Origin of the sequence: Leptospira levettii, from assembly GCF_002812085.1 — a bacterium.
Taxonomy (GTDB): domain Bacteria; phylum Spirochaetota; class Leptospiria; order Leptospirales; family Leptospiraceae; genus Leptospira_A; species Leptospira_A levettii.
In genome coordinates this window covers 1,146,158-1,165,057 of the sequence record NZ_NPDM01000001.1, presented here as the reverse complement: position 1 = coordinate 1,165,057, position 18,900 = coordinate 1,146,158, and the positions used below count along the sequence as shown (strand labels likewise).

The following is an 18,900-nucleotide window of genomic DNA, read 5'->3' as shown; positions in this document are numbered from 1 at the left end:
AAATTTATATTGAGATTCCCCAATCCATCATTCTGAACTAAACGTTTGTATTTTTGTTTTCCATTTCCATCGACTTCTTTTGGAGTAAGAGTCCCTTGATTCCTTGTAAGGATTGTTCCAATCGTTCGATTTCTTTTTGAATGGATTCACGATTTTCTTGGATCACATTGTGAAAACCATGCGCTTTGCCCATAAATTCGTGATAATCAAGTGATACTTGGTGGAGAGCTGCTTCCCATTGTTTGGGAGCAATCCGCCTTTTTTTCCAATACATCCTTTTCCCAATTCCATAGAGCCACTGACCCATACCAATTGCATGTAAAGGTATGAGGATATACAAAGAAGCAATGATGACCTTGCTATAAGAGACTTCTTTGGCAAACAAACCCCAGAAGTAGAGCCAAAGTGTGGAGAGTAAAACAACAGAAACAGTCAAATTAGCTTTTGGTGTACTGGGAGAGATTGAGTTAAAAATAGAAAGGAGGATGACAGAAAAGATCAGTAAAAGGAGAACTTCCCAAGGGACTAATGTAAAAAATAAATCCCAAAACTTTTGAAAGTTTTCCCAACTGGTTTTGATCTGATTGATCGTGGTTTGGATTTCAACAATTTGGTTTTGGATTTTTTGAAAGAAGTCTGTGATTGCTGACATGAACCAAATACTAAACAAAATCAAAAATCAGGCAAGTGGTTTCTTTGTCCGATTTATCTCACCTAGCACCACAAGAAATTTACTCGTACTGTATGCCATTTTGGTGGTTCCATTTTTTGTTTATCACGAATCCCATCTTCCATGGCATTATGTTTTAGTTTTATGTTTGGTCTCTTTGTTCGTCGGACTTCTTATTACGTATATCAGTTTATATATCATCCAATTGTACTGGAGAGAAACGTTTCATCCATTGATTGAAATTGGAGTGTTAATCCTTTTTATCTTTGCACTTTGGCTTGCGGATGTTTTGATTTTTGAAGCAGGTACAGTCTTTTTATTTATCTTTGTCATCATTGCTTTTTTCATTCGGATTTTACAATTAACAGAATATGCAAGGCTTTTACTTGCGTTTTGTCTTATAGCGAGTAATGCTTTTATTTCCTTTAAAGCTCTACAAGGTGCTGAAGTTTTATCTGCGTATTTACTATTTAAAAACAAATACCAAATAGAAGAAAAAAATTTAAACAATTGGGTTATCACCAATGAAAAAGAACATTGGAATGAGGAACTTCAATTTGGTTTTACTTTACCTGAAGGAATGTTTTTTTATAAACCAGATGATTTAACCTTGGAAAACAAAACAGGTGTAGGTCAAATTGCTGGTCTCTTATCATTTAGTGATCATGATGCTGAGAGGTATCCGTTTGTTAGGATTTTTTATTTTCCTGATTATGTTGGGTTTCAGAAAGACCAAGCGATCCAAGAATTTTCAGAATTTTTAAAAATACAAGTCAGTAAAGGTGACATCGAAGACTTACAAGAAATCCAACAGAAAGAAATCGAAGAATTTATTTTAGTCAGTAAATTTTGGACGTTTTATGATTTGTTACGGCCTCGTTATTCAAAAACAGGTTTTATGATCATAGATACAAATAATCATGATAAACTTTTGTTACATATCACTGAAAATTTAGAAAAAGGTGAAATTCACGAATCAGTCATTCGTGAATTTTTGGCATCAATTCGATTCAGAAATTGATTGTAACGCAATGAGTGAAAGTGGATCAACTAACACTCCATTGATTTTTGCACCTAAATGTAAATGAGGTCCTGTGGACATACCAGTAGTTCCTACAGTTCCAATTTGTTGCCCTTGTTTCACTTGTTCACCAACTTTCACTTTGATTTCATCTTGGTGCATATAAAAAGAAAAGATTTTATTCCCATGATCAATGATGGTAAAATTTCCTTCATAATATGTTTTTTGTGCTAAAACAACAGTTCCATCTTGAATTGCATAGACGGGTGTTCCTGTTTTCCCTCTAAAGTCCACACCTCCGTGAGGGCGGCCTTGTTTGTTATTATAATCACGTCTTACATAGAATTTACTTGTAATATAAATAGAATCTAGTGGATTTTTAAAATTCTTTTGGAATTGTAATTGGCTCGATTTTGAAAATGCTAATTCTTTTGCGTTTTTGCATTCTTGGATAAAATCCAATACTTCTTTCGGTAATTCCTTTGTGACAAATTTTTCATCTACTTTGATTTGTTGGTTTTTTTTGATCACTTGGAACTTAGTTGGTTCTAAGATAATTTGGTATTGTTTTTGGCCACGTTTGACAAAAAAGATTTTGGAAACAATCTCTAAGGTCATCGCTCCTGCTGGAGTGTCAGGAGAAATTGGCAAAAATGCGATCATACTATTTTCACGTTTGGTTAAAATGACATCTTTTCCTAACCAACTCACTTTATAGGATTCATTGATCCATTTTTTATCTTTTGGAGTTAATCGTAAAAAAATTACCTCACCACGTCCAAACCGGCGAGCCTCCATTAGAAGTGAAAAATTTTTCTCTTCTTTTTTTACAAAATAATTACCCGATGAAGTTGTATGTTTGAGGGATTTCTTTTTATTTTCACGTGATTCTGCAGGTACTGCTTGGACAAAGAAAAGGATTATGAAGAATATAGAAAAATAACGAACCATCTCTCCAAATTTCGGCTATTTTGTTTTGGCAGATTCGTTAAATTTTTGCACAAACGTAACAAATTCTGGCTCAGGTAATGGTTTGCTATACAAATAGCCTTGGATCATATGGCAACCCAAGTCATGTAACAAATCCCTTTGTGCAGGGTTCTCAACACCTTCTGCAATCACTTCTAAACCTAAAGAATGTGCCATATTGATAATTGCCTTACAAATAGCTCGATCATCTTCATTGAGTTCTAAATCAACAACAAACGATCTATCAATTTTGATCACATCTGCATTGATCTTTTTGAGATAACTAAGTGAACTATAACCAGTTCCAAAATCATCAATGGAAACTTTGATCCCGAGTTCGGACAAATACTCAAATGCTTCGATGCTTTTTTCTGGATTCTCCATGATCGAACTTTCAGTGAGTTCTAACTCAATTTCTTCTGGATTGATTCCAAATTGTAAAATTGTGGCTTGCACACGATGAGACCAGTTAGCGCGCGCTAGTTGTTTACCACTCACATTGATACTGAGTGGAAAACTTGGTAAATTCATTTCGCACCAAGTTTTTTTCAACCGACAAGCTTCTTCTAAAACCCAATCTCCAATCCTCTCGATGATACCTGAGTCTTCCGCAACAGGGATAAATTCAATTGGTGGAACCCAACCTCTTTCTGGATGTTTCCATCGGATGAGAGCCTCTGCTCCACAAACTTGATTGGTGATTGTAGAGATTTTTGGTTGGAAAAATAAAATTAACTCTTCGTTTTGGATGGCCTTTCGAAGTGAGTTTTCAATGTACAAACGTTTTTCGGATCGTAAGATGAGTTCGTTTGTGTAAAACTTATAATTATTCCGGCCTAATTCTTTTGCTTTGTACATGGCCATGTCTGAGTTTTTTAATAACTCGGCCGATGTTACACCGTCATTGGGTGAAAGAGCAATTCCCATGCTGATAGTCGTGAATAAATCCCTTCCCATGATATGAAATGGTTGGCTTAAGATATCTAAAATTTTTTGTGCAAATTCAGCGGCAGCACTTTTGTTTGGGACATCTACTTTTAAAATCGCAAATTCATCTCCACCAAACCGAGCAACGGTATCTACTTCCGTCATAACTCGTTTGAGTCTTGCTCCAACCATTTGTAATAAAATATCACCTTTGGTATGACCCAAACTATCATTGATGAATTTAAAATTATCGATATCAAAAAAGTAAAACGCTAGTAAGGTTTCTGTTGATTTATGATTTTTGAGTGCTTGGTTTGCATGATCAATAAAAAGAGTTCGATTTGATAATCCTGTTAATGCATCATAATACGCTAGGTAGGTAATTCTTTCTTCCGATAATTTTCGTTCCGTAATATCTACACCAAAACTAATAAATCGTTTTTGTTTGGTTTCAGAATCGTCAATCGGAATGTACTTTCTTAAGAGATAAGTAACTTTGTCATTATGATCTTGGATGAGTTCTTCGAATTCTACAATTTCATTTTCTTTCGCAGCAACTTCTAAGAATTTTTTCCTACGTTCATAAAACTCAGGTGGTAAATCTAATTTTTCAGCAAGATCGACATCTGTTTTTTTGAATAACCATTTACGGATTTCTTTATTGGATAAAAATACTGGGTTTGTATATTCATATTCAAAATTTGAATTTAATACCGCAATATCTGAGTCCAAATTATCCAAAATAAATTCATAAAAAGCTTTTTGATTTTTGACTTGTTCTTGTGATCGTTTTCGTTCTGTGATATCTCGGAACGTTGCCCATATTGCCATCTTACCATTCACTGGAAACAAACGAAAAGACGACTCTGTAGGAATCAATCTACCTGATTTTGTTCTGAGTGCAGCACTTTCGATTAAGTTTCCTTCAAACTCTGCATCTTCATCAACTTCAACAGGCGGCATAAAGTATGAAAATTCTTTACCAATAATCTCATCCAATGCATATTCCAAAACAACAACTGCTTGTTTGTTTGCATTGATGATTTGTTTTGTATTTGGATCAATTTGCATCAAAATGTCTAAAGACTCTTCAAAGACATTTTCTAAAACCACAACCTTTTCGCGAATTTTATCATAAGCAATCGATCGGTTCATATCTTCTATCAGGCGTTCTGCGAAGTTTAGCACCAAATCCAAAGTTCCAACTGAATATGTTGGTTCCGCTAGATGTAAAAATGTGGGATGAGCAACTTGAGACAGTTCTTCAGGAGAAAGTATGTTAGGTGATAAAATGATATAAGGAGACTCAGGAAAATGTTCAAAAATAAATTTTTGTTTATCCATCGCATTGGAATCATTCCAAAACAAAAAGACTGCTGATTCTTGGATGGATCCTGGTTTGATTTTTAAGATCGATGGGAAACTATGGACATGACAAGTTTCAATGTTCGTTATGTCACGTAACATCCTATTGTAGAAGTTATGATCAGATTCTTCAATATAGATTGTGATCTGTTTCAGTGACATGATCTAGGCATAGTAGACGAAAAATCCTTTTCCTTACAATAGATTTTTTTAACCATACGCCTATGCGACGTGAGAGTCATCATTCCATTCTATGTAAGTTGTGTATGACCAATGATAAGGAAAATAGACTCTTTCTGTCACAGTACTGTCATGAGTCGAAAAAAAGATCATTGCTTATAAAATGATATTGATTCTCAATAACAGTACGGAAGTTTGGATAAAAAAGACCGAGGTTCTCATGAATTTCTTAGCTACAAAGTTTAAAACATTACTTCTACTGGCTCTCTTAGGTGGACTCACCTTCCAGTGTGAAAAAAAAGAAGATAACCAAGACACAGTGACGGTTGCGGTGCTCGCTGCTCTAACAACATCTGCTGGGGATTGTTCGGTTGCTGCATCTGGGAAAGCCACGATCAACACTTGGACAACTGATATCACTGGTACAACATCAGGTACAATCTCTAAACTCGGATCTGTCCCGGTAGTGGGTCATACTACAGCCGCCATCAAACTTACTTCTGATGCTTCGACAACCCTGACTGTGAACGGAAGTGCTTTTATTATTGTTTATAAAACAGATGCTTGCCCACTGTCTCCTTCCAATTTAGCGAGCACTCCATCCAATTTTTCCATTTCAGGTGCTACTGATTCAAATAGTGAATTTCCTTCGTCCTATAAAATTGCAAATAGCACTGCCACCATTACTTTTAATGGTTCTTCTGGTTCTGGCGGGTACTATGTATTCATATATGCAATACCAAGAAATGGACAATCAGCAGCAGTTAACTATACTTTTGCTCCATAATCTGTGATACGTTACTTAAGCATTGGATTATTACTTTTAAGTCTTTCATTTTGTGCTAGGCAGAAGTCTGCCTTGACAGATGAAGATTTGTTAGTGAATAACTTAATCACTAGTTTAGTGAATGCAGGAAATCCCAACGCTTTAGACAAAATCGTTTTCTCCCGTTCCAACGGGGATGGGAGTTACACTACCAGATTTAACGCTACCAATTTAGATTTTTATATCTATTTCCAATTTGAATCGAATAAACAAATTCCTTTCTCTGAAAAAGATACATTAACTTGGGATATTGCATTTAATCGTTATAAGGTGGCCACAAATTCAGGAGATACCAATCGGTTTGGACTCGGTGGTGGGTGTAAAAGTAATACCACTGATTTTGGAATCGCTAGTTCCACTTCTGCATCATCACAAGGTTGTACAAGTTTCACAACAGATATTTCCACGACAACCCAAGGGATCGGTGGCGCTGGTGCAGTTTATGTAGGAAATCCACTTGTAACCGAGTGGTATTTTTACACGATCGGAAATTTAACTCCTAAACCTGATATCTTTCTCATCCGATCTGGAAATGGAGCATCAATTTACGCAGTTCATATTGAAAATTATTATAGTGATGCAGGTACTTCCGGGTACCCAACCATCCGTTGGAAAAAACTTCCTTAATGATACCAAATTTGCATTTTTTATTTCCCATCATGTGTTTGTTTTTACTCTTTTTGGGAGAACTCCATGCCCAAACTCGTACCAATGGGAAAACGCCAAAACCAATACCTAACACAGAAACTACTGCGCCAAATTCACAACTGACTCCTCCTTTAGATCCGAAGTCGGAACCAGGACAAGAACAGGGAAAAGAAAAAACACAAACTGGAACAGTGGAATCAAATCCTGCAGAAAACACAGAAGAAGATCGATTTAAGGAATTAGATAATAAAAACGGAATCGTTGTCACTGGTTCTCGTGGAGAACGTCGCCTCAAAGACTCAGCTGTTGCTACAGAAGTGATCTCCCGCAAACGAATTGAACAAACAGGTGCACGTAACTTAGGTGAGGTGTTAGATACCCAACTTGGGATCAATGTAACTCCTTTTTTTGGTGGATCACAAGTTCAAATGTTGGGCCTTGATTCTAAGTATGTATTATTTTTAGTAGATGGGCAAAGGGTTGCAGGACGACTCAACAACACTATCGATTTGACACGATTTAAAGTGCAAAATATTGAAAGGATCGAAATTGTAAAAGGAAGTTCTTCTTCCTTATACGGAGCCGATGCCATTGGTGGTGTGATCAATATCATCACCAAACAGGCTGAAAAACCAGAACACTACCAATTCCGTACCTCTTATGGAAATGGCCGACAGATGAATTTTGGTTCCCAAGGCGAGAAAAACATGATCGCCGATGTTGGATTTAAAAATGATTTTGTGGCCACCAATTTTTTTGGTGGCTTCAATCAATCCGCTGCATACGATTTAGATCCAAGAACTCCTGCAACCACAGGAAACTCTTTCCAAGACAATAGTCTCGGAGGGAACATGACCTTTAATCCTGATGGTCAATTCAAAGTAAAAACTGGAATTAATTATTTAAATCGTAACCAGGCTGGAGTCGATTCACGAGCAACTGGTGGTGTGTTTGATCGTACCAACATGACAAACGACTTTTTAGCGTTAGGTGCTCTTGAATATACTTATGGAAAACGAAATATGGTATCTTTAAGAGGTAATTTTTCTCGTTGGGAAAACCATTACAAATTGGACCAACGCAATTCGAATGAACTCGATGTAAAAGAAATTACCAATGAATTTTCTTCGCAAGGTGTCGCACAAATTGATCATGAAGTTCATAAAGACCATATGATCACTGCAGGTTTTGAATCATTTTCCGAAGAATTACAAACTGATCGATTGGAACGAAGGAATGCATACCGTACAAGACGTGCTGCTTTTATCCAAGATGAATGGGTTGTATGGCGCCAAGGTTTTGTTTGGCGGTTGGTTCCTGGAGTTAGGCATGATGTGGATTCTCAGTTTGGTGGACAAACCACTCCTAAAATTGCGACAAAAGTAGATATCACAAGTGATCTTGTGTTTCGAGCCAGTTATGGAAAAGGATTTCGACCTCCTTCCTTCCGTGAATTGTACTTACGTTTCGAAAACCCTGGTGTTGGTTATACTGTTGAAGGAAATGACAAACTCCGACCAGAAAAATCTACCACAGTGAATGCAGATCTTGAATACACTCCTTACAAATTTTGGACATTATCTCTCAGTGTATTTCGTAACGATATCACCGACCTAATCCAATATAGTTTTGGAACTCGCACCAGTGAATTTGCCACCTTTCAATTAAAGAACGTACAACGAGCTTATACAAGAGGTGTCGAAGCGGGATCACGTGTTCGTTTTTTAAAGTATTTTGCATTAGAACTTGGATATAACCAGACTGATACAAGGGACCTAACAACGGATAGACCTTTAGAAGGTCGTGCCCTCCACCAAGGTACTATGAACTTTTTTGTGAATGCTCCAGGTGGTTGGGAATTCGCCCTCCGTGCCAAACGGCTTGATAAACGTCCATTTTATAGCACAACTAACGATTTTACAGCAGGGACAAGCACAGCCCTCATCGACCAACAAACGAAGAGTGTTGAAGAGAACAATAAAGTGGTGTATGGAAAAGCGTTCACTCTTCTGAACGTAAGAATGGAGAAAAAATTTTTTGAAGGGAGGATGTCGCTATTTTTAGGAGTAGACAATGTTTTGGACCAATACGAGCTTACTTACAATCCTATTCGTCCAAGGTTTTACTATGGCGGACTCCAAGCTACATTCTAAATTCAGTTCGCTTTTCATCTTTTCATTTGGCATTTTCTTAATTTTTTTTTCTATCCAACCCTTATTTTCCGATGAATCGAAGTTAAGTGCAAAACAGAACAAAATTCTAAAAGAAACATTTGCCTATTTAGAAACCTTAGAACCAAAACGAATCAAAATCGATAAAACCACTTACAATCGACACAGTCAGTTCGAATCTTTTTTTAAATTTTCTTTTTCAGGTAAAAAACTTTCCCGTTGGATCCAATCACGTAGTAAAAAATATACATTTGGTTCCACTGGAGATTACGTTGCCATGTACCAAGACGGAGAAATTCTTTTGGGAAGGGTTTTTTTTAGTCTCAACCGATTGGACCGAGTACTTGTTTTATTACATGAAGCAAGGCATGCAGATGGTAAAAATTATAGCCATGTGGTTTGCCCAGACGATTTCCCCTATCTCAACACTCGCGATTGGAAAATCCACCCTGCTGGCAAAAAAGGATGTGACTCAGTACCTGATGGAGGTTACGGAATCACGGCTTCGTTTTTATTTGAACTAGGAGCTTATGGTTTTTTAAGCCAATCAGATGCTGCGTATCGTTATAATTCGGAAATCTCCCGAGTGATACGTGATTAATGCATACAAACAGATTTTAAATTGGAATGAGATGCTATTTGTGTCTTGAGACGAGTGAGAATTTCCTTCGATCGATATTGATTGTCCAAATCTGTCTTACCAAATAAATACGAATGATTTTCTTTCATTAATTTACCCAATTCATTTGCATGGCTTGGACAACCTAGTAGAGTCGCCATGGCTCTTATCCTTTCACCGTTGCCTTTTGTTGTCTCTAACTCCAATGCACTTTCATTATATGCAATGAATACTTCTTGTGCCATTTCTTGTTTCACAATTCCATCTGTTGTACAATTGGATGTTCCAGAAGTAATCCCAAAGGTTTGAGATGAGAAACTAACATTTGTTGTTGCAGCTAAAACTTGCCCGATGTCATTTTTCCAAACAGAAACCATGGAACCAAGTCCACAACCCGCCATTCCATAAGATTCAGCTTGTATAGGTTGATTGTTAGAAAGTAAGAGTAAGCTAATAAATGTTATGTGGAGAAAAAGAATTGTCCTGCCCCGAAAGTGATGCATAAAAAACTCCTAGTTTAAAATGTAAAAAGGGATTCGGAACTACGTTCGATGTGAGGGTGCTCGGAACCACGAACCAAAACCTCACCAGTCATGGAAATCACTGCCCAAGTGGTTTCAGGTTTGGCTTCAGGTTGCAGAGATTGGAGCATTGTATTTGTAAAACTCTCCAATTTTTGGTGAAGGACGGAGTTAGGAAATGGATAGGACTTCTTTTCTTGTACTTCTGTCGATCTCATGCAAATGATTTCCCTTTGGTTTAAGGATCGGCGGGAGGGCCGGAATGACTAAAGTTTAAAAAATCCAAATTTTGAGTCAAGGAAGAGACATAATTCTTCGGACGAAAAATGAAAGATCCAAGTTCTCCTTTTCCCGAACCCCAACCTTGCCAAACTTGACGTAAAACCACCTGTTACGAGGACGACTTTGCTTACCCCTCAGATTAATTTATTCAAAAAATCCAATCCCATCCAAGCCCAAGTCTTAGCCAACACCCGGTTGACTCCCGAACTCGGCAAAGGGAAACGCCAACCTAAGGAAGGTGAGGCCGCGGTCCACCGCATCACAGTTGCCATCGACCATTCTGTTTATCCCTATATGATTGGACAGAGTGCAGGGATCATCCCACCAGGCCTTGATCCAGAAAAACAAGCAAAAGGCCTAGCTGATGCCAGTTATACGGTGCGTCTCTACTCCATTGCGTCTCCCTCTTATAGTTTTGGCCAAACCAAAGACAATATCGAATTCATCGTCAAACGTGACAATGTGTATGATGAAAACGGAAACCTAGTCCATAAAGGGGTATGTTCCAATTACATCTGTGACTTAAAACCTGGAGACGTAGTGACAATGACTGGTCCAGCCGGGAAAAAATTCCTATTACCACAAACGGATTTTACAGGTGATATTTTCTTTTTTGCAACAGGAACAGGGATCAGTCCTTTTTTTGGAATGGTGGAAGAGTTACTTGTCCAAAAACTAATCCAATTCCAAGGACAACTTTGGTTAATTTACGGTGCTCCGTATTCCGATGAAATTGTCCTTCGTGATTATTTTGAAGAAAAAGCAAAAGAACACTCTCGGTTTCATTTTATTACGGCAATCAGCCGTGAAGAAAAAAACAGTTTTGATGGTGGAAAGATGTACATCACCCACCGTGCAAAAGAAAATGCTGATGCCATTAAAAATGCTGTGAATGGAAACGGTAAGTTTTATATTTGTGGCGGTCCTAAGGGAATGGAAAAGGGAGTGATTCAGGAAATCATGTCTGCATGCAACACTGAGCTTACCTACGAAGCATTCAAAAAAGACCTGGAAGAAAAAGAACAATTATTTGTAGAGACGTACTAACATGGCAAAAACAGGAATCATCCGAGACATTGACAAAGGAAGAGGGGAAGTCATCCGAGTGGAGATTTCCGAATACAAAGGACAAACTTTTTTTAACATTCGAGTATGGTACACAGATCCCAACGGAGAATTAAAACCAACGCAGAAAGGGATCGCCATTGCACCTACTCTTGTTAGTGAATTAAAAGAAGCAATTGAAGAAGCTGAACGTTGGTTAGCCTAATCAATTCAAATGATTTGATCCCCTTCATTCGCATAAACAATCCTCTGTAAAATTTCTTTTGCAGAGGGTAAATTTTCTGCCACACGAATGTGATTGTACAACCTAGTAATCTCAAAGATTTTTTTCACAGAATCACGGATGTTTGTCACAACAAGTTCTCCACCCCTTCTACGTAACCATCCCACAATTTGGATTACCATACCGATTGCAGACGAATCGATATGAGAGGTTCGGGAAAAGTCAAAGATCATATAACGATATCCATCAGCAATTTTTTGTTCCATCAGTTGTTTGATCTCAGGGCATTTATACAAATCAATATCACCCACTGTCTGGTATTCAAAAATTTGATCATGCACAACTACATCTTTTAAATCTATTTTATCAGTTCCTCTTGCTAAAATTTGTGAATTCATGAATAAATGTTTATGTAAATCATCAGACTTAGTCGCCATTTTGGATTCTAAAACTAATAATCTATTGAGTAATGAGCCCAATGCATTTGGTGCAAAATGAAGATTATTTTTGATGTCTTGGATTAAACCAAATAACATTGTTTTGGCGTCTTCAATTTGTTCTCGTTTCACAAACTCTGTAATCTCTTTGATACCCAAAGTTGCATTGGCAATTAAAATTTCAACGAGCACATCAGGGTCTTGTTTTCCTCTGTTATTTCCTCTTTCAAACGAAAAGGACTCTTTCACATTTTCCAAGTGGTTCTGTTTCAATAAATTGTAATAAGAAACATTCACTTCACAAAAAGGAGTTTCTGTTTTATGGACACGATCATCAATCTCTAATCGTAACACCAAATTCCGAAGGTCATCGGCTCTCAAATCACCTAACTGTAAATTGATTTTTTGACGAGATATGGTTTTGGCATCCCCTAAAAATTCATCAAATTCTTCGAAGACTTGGTGTGTTGTTTCTGACAATACCTGTTTTAAACGTACACCTGGTGCGAGTTGGAGTTCTACATCGATTGCTTGTGCATACAATGCACCTATGTCACCAAATTCTTCAAAAAAAATATCCGATGCGTTTTCAGGATTGTCGATGTAATGAAAATTCCCACCACCAGCTTTTGCAATTTCCACCAACATTTCTTCATTGAAATCATTACCCACTCCAATCGTTGTGGTGGAGATTCCCATTGCCAAATGATCACTTGCAATGCCAACAAGTGCATCTTTTTCTTTGAGTCCTGATGTAGGATTTCCATCTGTTAATAATAATACACGTTTGTATGCATTTGGAATTTTAGATTGTGTGAGACTCTTAAGTGCAGATAACCATCCACCACTTAAATTGGTAGAAGTTGCCACCTGAATGTTTCGAATTTTATCAGTGACAGAAACTTTTTCTGTTAGGTGAGTAACTGGTTGGATCAGTTGAACATCAGAAGAGTAAGCTACAATGGAAACAGCATCATGCCTCGTTAACCAATTGACAAGAGCACAAGAAGCATCAATCACTGCTTCCATCTTTTCTCCTTTCATTGACCAACTTTTATCAATAGCAAGCCCAATCACGAGAGGTTTTCTATCTTCTACCTTGGGATTGGCAGGAGTTCGAAATCGTAATAAGAGATGGTTTTCTTGGATTTCTCTCTCTAGGATGATTGGGTATTCCAATTTTGCTTCTAAAAACATGACCATAAAAGCAAATTCCGAATTAATGTTTTCGCAAGAACAATTTCAAAGAAACTGACAAGAAGGGAATCGACTATGTACGGAAAAATTCACGAAATTTATTCATCCATTTCTGGGGAAGGAATCTCCCAAGGAATCCCTACAGTTTTTGTTCGGTTTGCAGGGTGTAGCTTACGTTGTGGTAAAACAGATACAAGGACCTTGTGGTGTGACACTCCCTATGCACTTGGTCCGAACCAAGGAGAATCAAAATCATTCGTTTCCATCATGGAAGAAATCGAACAATACGACAAAGACCATGGATTCCAAATTTTACTTACGGGTGGTGAACCCTTAGAAGGTCAAAATCGCGATTTATCCATAAACATTGCGGAACATATTTTTACCTTCCGTACAAAAAATGGAAAACCGTATCCTGCATCTCGTGTGGAAACCAATGGAAGTGAAAAAATCACACTCGATCCATTTTTTATTTTCACCATGGATTACAAACTACCAGGTTCTGGGATGGAAAATCGTATGGATTCAGAAAATTTTAAGATCTTAGAAAAGAGACATAATTCACTTGACGAAATTAAGTTCGTTGTGCGAGATAGAATCGACTTTGATAGAAGTATCGAAGTCATTCGCGAACAAAAAATACAGACAAATATATTGTATTCGCCAGTCCACGGTGAAGTGGATGCCAAAGAACTAGTTGAATGGATAAAAATAGACAATCCACCTAAGTGTCGTTTGTCGCTTCAAATTCATAAAGTGCTTTGGGGAAATCAGAAAGGAGTTTGATGGATATCCCTACTCAATTAAGTTTAGATTTTGAAACAACTGTTGAACCAAAACAATCGAAAGAGTATGGGTTTTTAATCGACGAACCAGAGTTAGGTCTCGCAAAAGTTACAAAAGAAACTGCCACTTCAGTAGAATTATTCTTTGAATCCAAAGAAATTTTTCGGACTGTCAATAAATCCAATCGTAATTTACATTTTTTAAACCAATACCCTGAATCACTTCGAGTTTGGGAAGAATTTCCAAGAGCGATGGACTTAGCACTTACTGCAAGCCAACTCAAACTCACTTACAATTTTAATAAACTTTCATCACTATCGAATTCTAGAACTCGCTTACTCCCTCATCAAATCGAATCCACTTTTATCGTCGCTAATAGTCTAAAACCACGTTTCATTTTAGCCGATGAAGTGGGCCTTGGGAAAACCATAGAAGCTGGCCTTGCTGTTAAAGAATTGATGTTTAGACGTGGTCTAAAACGCGTGTTAGTTGTGGCTCCATCACCTCTTCTTGTTCAATGGCAACAAGAAATGAAAAACAAGTTCAACGAAGAATTTGCAATTGTTCGTCGTCGTAATTTTGTGACGAACGGCCCCGATCATTGGAAAAACTTTAATAAAATTATTACTTCCATCGACTTTATCAAAAACCCAAGGTATGCAGAAGAAATATTGGCAACAAAATGGGACATTGTTGTGTTCGATGAGGCACATAGGCTCAGACGTGATTATTCCAAAATCACACGTGGTTATCTTTTTGCAGAAAAAATAGCACGTAAAACAGAATGTTTACTCCTTCTCACGGCCACACCGTTTCGTGGAAAATTAGAAGAGTTATTTTACCTCATGCATTTGGTAGATCCAAATATTTTGGGTCCTTACCACACATTTATCAACGATTATGTTGTTGGCCAAAAAGGGGATCTAAAGGAAAAAATCTCCAAAGTATTACTACGCCGTCGAAAAGTGGAAGTAGGCGGATTCACCAAACGATTTGCGAAAACAGTTCGAATTGATTTATCTCCCATTGAACGTGCGTTCTATGACGAGACTACAGATTATGTAAAACGCGAATACAATATGGCGATGGGAACTAAAAACCGGGCCATAGGATTTGTAATGGTGGTTTTCCAAAAATTACTAGATTCTTCTGTCATTGCCTTACTATCTGCTCTCCAAAAAAGAAAGTTTATGTTGGAATCCAAATTCCATTATATGAAGGAACATGAAACCAATCTTGATGATTGGGATTTGGATGAAACGGAAGGTGTCGAAGATTTTATCACCGAACTGGAAGACGAAGAGATGTCTAGTTTCCAAAGGATCAAACGTGAGTTATTCACACTCAATCGACTGATCCATTTAGGGAAACAAATCAAAGAGGATAAAAAAACTCAGAAACTCAAAGAAACTCTTTATCGTTTGAAAAAAGAAGGTCATAAAAAGTTTATCATCTTCACTCAATTTCGAACCACTCAAGACCATTTACAATCTGTATTGGAACCAGACTTTAAAGTGTCACCTTTCCATGGTTCTTTGAGTATGGACGAAAAAGAAGTCGCCATTCAAAAATTTAAAGAAGACTACGAAATTTTAATTTGTACAGAAGCAGGTGGAGAGGGACGTAATTTACAATTTGCAAATATACTTTTCAACTATGACCTTCCATGGAGTCCCTTAAAAATTGAACAAAGGATCGGAAGGATCCATCGTTTTGGACAGAAGGACAATGTTTATATCTTTAACTTTGCCTCTAAAGACACAGTGGCGGAACGAATTTTAGAAGTACTTACCAACAAAATTCGATTGTTTGAAGAATCCATTGGAGCTTCCGACGATTTACTTGGAACCATCGAGGAAGAATTAGACTTTAACTCTAGTTTGATGAAATTTATTACAGGAACAAAAACCAAAGAAGAGTTAGAAACAGAATTTGACCTACGGATCCAAGTAGCACAAAAAGGTTTTGAGAAACTCAATGCACTTGTCACTCCCAAGGTACTAGATTTCAATTTAAAAGATTATTATGATCACACTCTTGAAGAAAGAGAATGGAACAATAGCCACTTAGAAGAAGTGGTATCCGAAGGATCAAAATTTTTCCAAAACCAACTTCCTGGTTCCTTAACGGCCGTTAGTAAAGGCGCTTACGAGTATAAAAATCTAGAAGGAAAGGTTAAAAAAGCAACTTTTGATTCAGATTTAGCACTTACCAATGATTCATTAGAATTTATGGCATTTGGTCATCCATTTGTGGAGAAGGTAACTGAACTTCTCACCCAAAGTGATGTTGGTCGTAAGAAAAAATATTTATTCTCCAAAGATCTCAGTCAAAAAATACTTTTTGTCTTCCAAGTAGAGTTTGAATTTTCACTCAAACGAAAAGACTTATTTTTCATTGAATACGATTTAAAGAAAAAGAGATCTGTTGTGCTCACTGACAAACCCAAGGAATGGATAGAAGGCAAAACTTACGTACCTGAAAAGGAAATTGCCCTGTCAAAACTCGAAGAAGCTTTTATACAATGTTATCCCATTGTAGAATCAGAAGCTGAGAACAAAAAAGAAATCTTACGAAAAGAAACACTCTCCATTTTCCAAAAAGAAGAATACAAAGTTGAACTTTCCCACCAAAAAACCATTCGACAATTGGAAGAAAAATTAATGCGCCAAGAAGCTGCTTATAAATGGGACAACCGACCTGAAAAAAAGGCAGTCCTTCATAAAACGATGAAGGAAATTCAAAGGGCAAAAGATGAGTATACTGTAGAAATGCGCAAAATCAAAAATGGAGCGAAAATTTTCCACAGGATCCAACTCTTCCAAACGTACATCTGCATTTAAATTCATTTACATAGATTTTCCAAAAGATAATATTTGGGAATGTCACTTCCCAAAATTCCATTTTGGAAACAAATTCTCATCTCTTTAGTGTTAGGTTTATCTTTAGGAATTAGTTTAAATCCTGAATCTGGAATCGTTTCAAAAGAATCGATAAATCCCTATTTACCATGGCTTAAACTACCAGGTGATTTATTTTTAAACCTTTTACAAATGATCATGATTCCTCTAGTGATTGTCTCTATTGCATTGGGAGTTTCTAGTTTAAAAAATCTCAAAGACCTTTGGAATTTAGGTAGTAAAACCTTAATTTATTTTATATTCACAACCATAATTTCAGTAAGCATTGGGATTACACTCACTTTGGTTTCCAAACCAGGTAACCAAATCCAAAACAAAATTCAAAATCAAACAACCACTGATTCAATCGCAATCAATGTATCGAAAGATAAACAAGAATCGATTCCGGAGATTATAACAAATATCATCCCGAAAAATATAATCAATGTATGGTCGAAACAACAAATGTTATCGATTGTATTTTTAGGAATGATGTTGGGTATTTTTTTTCTAACATCCAAAGAATCTGGAACAGCACTCAAAGCGTTTTGTCATTCCTTAGAAAGTTTTTGCCTATGGGTAGTTTCTTTGGCAATGAAACTTGCTCCACTCGCTGTATTGGGATTGATGAGTTATGCCATGGTTCAAATTGGTTTTTCCTTAGTCTTGGGTTTGATTACTTATATCCTGACAGTGTTAGTTGGACTATTTTTGATTTTGATCTTTTATGGATTGATGGTGTTCGTTTTTACAAAAAAAAACCCAATTCATTTTTTTTATTTAATTCGTGAGATTCCTATTTTGGGTTTTTCCACATCGAGTTCGAGTTCTGTTTTGCCCTATTCACTCAAAGTAGCAAAAGAGAAGTTAAAACTAAAAGAAACAGTAGCCGATTTTGTTTTACCTTTGGGAGCCACAATCAATATGGATGGAACAGCCCTATACCAAGCGGTAGCCACTGTATTTTTAAGTCAGGTGTACCAAATTGAATTAAGTTCAATAGATTTGTTTTTGTTAGTTGGAACGGTGACAGCGGCTTCCATTGGAACAGCAGCCACTCCTGGAGTAGGTCTCGTAATTCTTTCTTCCATCCTGTATACCTTCCATATTCCCATAGAAGGTATCACAATTCTTTTTGGTGTTGACCGCTTTTTGGATATGTGTAGAACTTCAGTAAATCTGACCGGCGATCTCTCTTGCGCTTATATCATGGACCATATCTGGAAGGAAGAAAAATAATTATGAAAAAGATTAGATTCATATTTTTAATTGGGGTCACTGCATTTCTCATACACTGTGACAAAAAAAAGGATCCAGTAAATGATTTTGAATCAAATTTACTTTGCACTTCCTTTGCCATTTGTAATGGAGAAACTCCTGCAAAAACAGGAATCATCGGTGATAGTTGGACCGACATATTGTTAGGTTTTCCTCTCGTTGAAACGTTAAGACCCCAATTGGAAAATCGATACAATTATAAATTTGCGGGAGCAACTTTGGGTGGAAAAACACTACAACAAGTTGTAAGCCAAGGACTTCAGTTCCAAGTGATCGACCAAGGTGGTGCCGATATGAAAGTTGTATTACTTTCACTAGGTGGAAATGATATCCAAGCGAATCTTAACGAATATATTGGAAATATCAGCACTGTACAAGCGCAAAGATTCGCCACCATCAAAGCAAATCTAAAACAACTTATTATTACAGGTAATGCTTATAAAATTGCTCGTTATGGTGGTCCACCAATCAAGTGGATCATTCATGGGTATGATTATCCAAATCCATATATGGCTCCAGTGATTGGTGGTTCTGATGAAGGTTGCAAATCTAAATTCGATCGAATTGGTTTGGTAGTTCCTGATGCTGGTGTATTCACATCAACACAACTTGATGCTTTTAACAACTTACTCGTTGATATCACAAGAGAAGAACCTTCGCTTATTTATGTTGATTTACGAAATACGTTAGGTGGAAAACCAGCCTCAAGAGCCGAATTGATGTTAGATTGTATCCATGCAAATAATTTAGGGTATACTCTTCTAGCTGATAAATTGGCGAGATTGATTTACCCAGTCACTAATATAGGATTATAA

At 37.0% G+C, this 18,900-nt stretch carries 17 protein-coding genes; 11 read left to right on the top strand and 6 right to left on the bottom strand.

Annotated elements, in window-relative coordinates; genetic code table 11:
- Window positions 1-37: 37 nt before the first annotated feature.
- Window positions 38-652 carry a hypothetical protein gene (locus CH354_RS05425; RefSeq protein WP_100716255.1) on the bottom strand — a complete coding sequence of 205 codons (615 nt, stop codon included), beginning with the start codon at window positions 650-652 and terminating at the stop codon, window positions 38-40.
- On the opposite strand from CH354_RS05425, the gene CH354_RS05420 reads away from it, so the two are divergent.
- A complete protein-coding gene (locus CH354_RS05420; protein WP_100725649.1) occupies window positions 651-1,691 on the top strand; it encodes a hypothetical protein in 1,041 nt (346 codons plus the stop codon). The genes CH354_RS05425 and CH354_RS05420 overlap by 2 nt on opposite strands.
- Here the strand turns inward: CH354_RS05420 and CH354_RS05415 are convergent.
- Entirely contained in the window at window positions 1,671-2,642 is a 972-nt protein-coding gene (locus CH354_RS05415; protein WP_100716075.1) for a M23 family metallopeptidase, read from the bottom strand. The genes CH354_RS05420 and CH354_RS05415 overlap by 21 nt on opposite strands.
- Window positions 2,643-2,657: 15 nt before the next feature.
- Entirely contained in the window at window positions 2,658-5,114 is a 2,457-nt protein-coding gene (locus CH354_RS05410) for a sensor domain-containing protein (protein WP_100716076.1), read from the bottom strand.
- Window positions 5,115-5,352: 238 nt separating this feature from the next.
- On the opposite strand from CH354_RS05410, the gene CH354_RS05405 reads away from it, so the two are divergent.
- From CH354_RS05405 to CH354_RS05390, 4 genes are all read left to right on the top strand, one after another.
- The gene (locus tag CH354_RS05405; RefSeq protein WP_100725953.1) at window positions 5,353-5,919 is read left to right on the top strand and encodes an LIC20153 family lipoprotein; all 567 of its coding nucleotides are present in this window, start codon (window positions 5,353-5,355) and stop codon (window positions 5,917-5,919) included.
- A gap of 72 nt (window positions 5,920-5,991) precedes the next feature.
- Entirely contained in the window at window positions 5,992-6,585 is a 594-nt protein-coding gene (locus CH354_RS05400) for an HmuY family protein (RefSeq protein ID WP_100725648.1), read from the top strand.
- Window positions 6,585-8,759, top strand: coding sequence for a TonB-dependent receptor plug domain-containing protein (locus CH354_RS05395; RefSeq protein WP_100725647.1), 2,175 nt, complete (start codon window positions 6,585-6,587; stop codon window positions 8,757-8,759). Before CH354_RS05400 ends, CH354_RS05395 begins: the two co-directional genes overlap by 1 nt.
- Window positions 8,734-9,378, top strand: coding sequence for a hypothetical protein (locus CH354_RS05390; protein ID WP_100725646.1), 645 nt, complete (start codon window positions 8,734-8,736; stop codon window positions 9,376-9,378). The genes CH354_RS05395 and CH354_RS05390 overlap by 26 nt, the downstream gene beginning before the upstream one ends.
- On the opposite strand, the gene CH354_RS05385 is transcribed toward CH354_RS05390, so the two are convergent.
- Window positions 9,375-9,899 carry a DUF3015 domain-containing protein gene (locus CH354_RS05385; protein ID WP_100725645.1) on the bottom strand — a complete coding sequence of 175 codons (525 nt, stop codon included), beginning with the start codon at window positions 9,897-9,899 and terminating at the stop codon, window positions 9,375-9,377. The genes CH354_RS05390 and CH354_RS05385 overlap by 4 nt on opposite strands.
- Window positions 9,900-9,913: 14 nt before the next feature.
- Entirely contained in the window at window positions 9,914-10,135 is a 222-nt protein-coding gene (locus CH354_RS05380) for a hypothetical protein (protein ID WP_100725644.1), read from the bottom strand.
- Window positions 10,136-10,322: 187 nt separating this feature from the next.
- On the opposite strand from CH354_RS05380, the gene CH354_RS05370 reads away from it, so the two are divergent.
- Both CH354_RS05370 and CH354_RS05365 read left to right on the top strand, forming a co-directional pair.
- Complete coding sequence (locus CH354_RS05370; protein ID WP_100725643.1) at window positions 10,323-11,246, top strand: FAD-binding oxidoreductase; 924 nt, start codon at window positions 10,323-10,325, stop codon at window positions 11,244-11,246.
- Between the two features lies 1 nt (window position 11,247).
- The gene (locus CH354_RS05365; RefSeq protein WP_100716083.1) at window positions 11,248-11,469 is read left to right on the top strand and encodes a transcriptional coactivator p15/PC4 family protein; all 222 of its coding nucleotides are present in this window, start codon (window positions 11,248-11,250) and stop codon (window positions 11,467-11,469) included.
- A 5-nt stretch (window positions 11,470-11,474) separates the two neighbouring features.
- On the opposite strand, the gene CH354_RS05360 is transcribed toward CH354_RS05365, so the two are convergent.
- Window positions 11,475-13,127, bottom strand: a complete 1,653-nt coding sequence (locus CH354_RS05360; protein WP_100725642.1) for a VWA domain-containing protein — start codon at window positions 13,125-13,127, stop codon at window positions 11,475-11,477.
- A 69-nt stretch (window positions 13,128-13,196) separates the two neighbouring features.
- Between CH354_RS05360 and CH354_RS05355 the strand changes: the two genes are divergently transcribed.
- Genes CH354_RS05355 through CH354_RS05340 form a run of 4 tightly spaced genes read left to right on the top strand, consistent with a single transcriptional unit; the run spans window position 13,197 to window position 18,900 of the window.
- Window positions 13,197-13,907, top strand: a complete 711-nt coding sequence (locus CH354_RS05355) for a 7-carboxy-7-deazaguanine synthase QueE (RefSeq protein ID WP_100725641.1) — start codon at window positions 13,197-13,199, stop codon at window positions 13,905-13,907.
- Complete coding sequence (locus tag CH354_RS05350; protein WP_100725640.1) at window positions 13,907-16,750, top strand: DEAD/DEAH box helicase; 2,844 nt, start codon at window positions 13,907-13,909, stop codon at window positions 16,748-16,750. Before CH354_RS05355 ends, CH354_RS05350 begins: the two co-directional genes overlap by 1 nt.
- 39 nt (window positions 16,751-16,789) lie before the next feature.
- Complete coding sequence (locus CH354_RS05345; protein ID WP_100725639.1) at window positions 16,790-18,046, top strand: dicarboxylate/amino acid:cation symporter; 1,257 nt, start codon at window positions 16,790-16,792, stop codon at window positions 18,044-18,046.
- A 2-nt stretch (window positions 18,047-18,048) separates the two neighbouring features.
- A complete protein-coding gene (locus CH354_RS05340) occupies window positions 18,049-18,900 on the top strand; it encodes an SGNH/GDSL hydrolase family protein (RefSeq protein ID WP_100725638.1) in 852 nt (283 codons plus the stop codon).

Coding starts and splice junctions, on each gene's coding strand:
- CH354_RS05420 (WP_100725649.1), top strand. CDS start 651: ATGAACCAAATACTAAACAAAATCAAAAATCAGGCAAGTGGTTTCTTT.
- CH354_RS05425 (WP_100716255.1), bottom strand. CDS start 652: ATGTCAGCAATCACAGACTTCTTTCAAAAAATCCAAAACCAAATTGTT.
- CH354_RS05415 (WP_100716075.1), bottom strand. CDS start 2,642: ATGGTTCGTTATTTTTCTATATTCTTCATAATCCTTTTCTTTGTCCAA.
- CH354_RS05410 (WP_100716076.1), bottom strand. CDS start 5,114: ATGTCACTGAAACAGATCACAATCTATATTGAAGAATCTGATCATAAC.
- CH354_RS05405 (WP_100725953.1), top strand. CDS start 5,353: ATGAATTTCTTAGCTACAAAGTTTAAAACATTACTTCTACTGGCTCTC.
- CH354_RS05395 (WP_100725647.1), top strand. CDS start 6,585: ATGATACCAAATTTGCATTTTTTATTTCCCATCATGTGTTTGTTTTTA.
- CH354_RS05390 (WP_100725646.1), top strand. CDS start 8,734: ATGGCGGACTCCAAGCTACATTCTAAATTCAGTTCGCTTTTCATCTTT.
- CH354_RS05385 (WP_100725645.1), bottom strand. CDS start 9,899: ATGCATCACTTTCGGGGCAGGACAATTCTTTTTCTCCACATAACATTT.
- CH354_RS05380 (WP_100725644.1), bottom strand. CDS start 10,135: ATGAGATCGACAGAAGTACAAGAAAAGAAGTCCTATCCATTTCCTAAC.
- CH354_RS05365 (WP_100716083.1), top strand. CDS start 11,248: ATGGCAAAAACAGGAATCATCCGAGACATTGACAAAGGAAGAGGGGAA.
- CH354_RS05360 (WP_100725642.1), bottom strand. CDS start 13,127: ATGGTCATGTTTTTAGAAGCAAAATTGGAATACCCAATCATCCTAGAG.
- CH354_RS05355 (WP_100725641.1), top strand. CDS start 13,197: ATGTACGGAAAAATTCACGAAATTTATTCATCCATTTCTGGGGAAGGA.
- CH354_RS05350 (WP_100725640.1), top strand. CDS start 13,907: ATGGATATCCCTACTCAATTAAGTTTAGATTTTGAAACAACTGTTGAA.
- CH354_RS05345 (WP_100725639.1), top strand. CDS start 16,790: ATGTCACTTCCCAAAATTCCATTTTGGAAACAAATTCTCATCTCTTTA.
- CH354_RS05340 (WP_100725638.1), top strand. CDS start 18,049: ATGAAAAAGATTAGATTCATATTTTTAATTGGGGTCACTGCATTTCTC.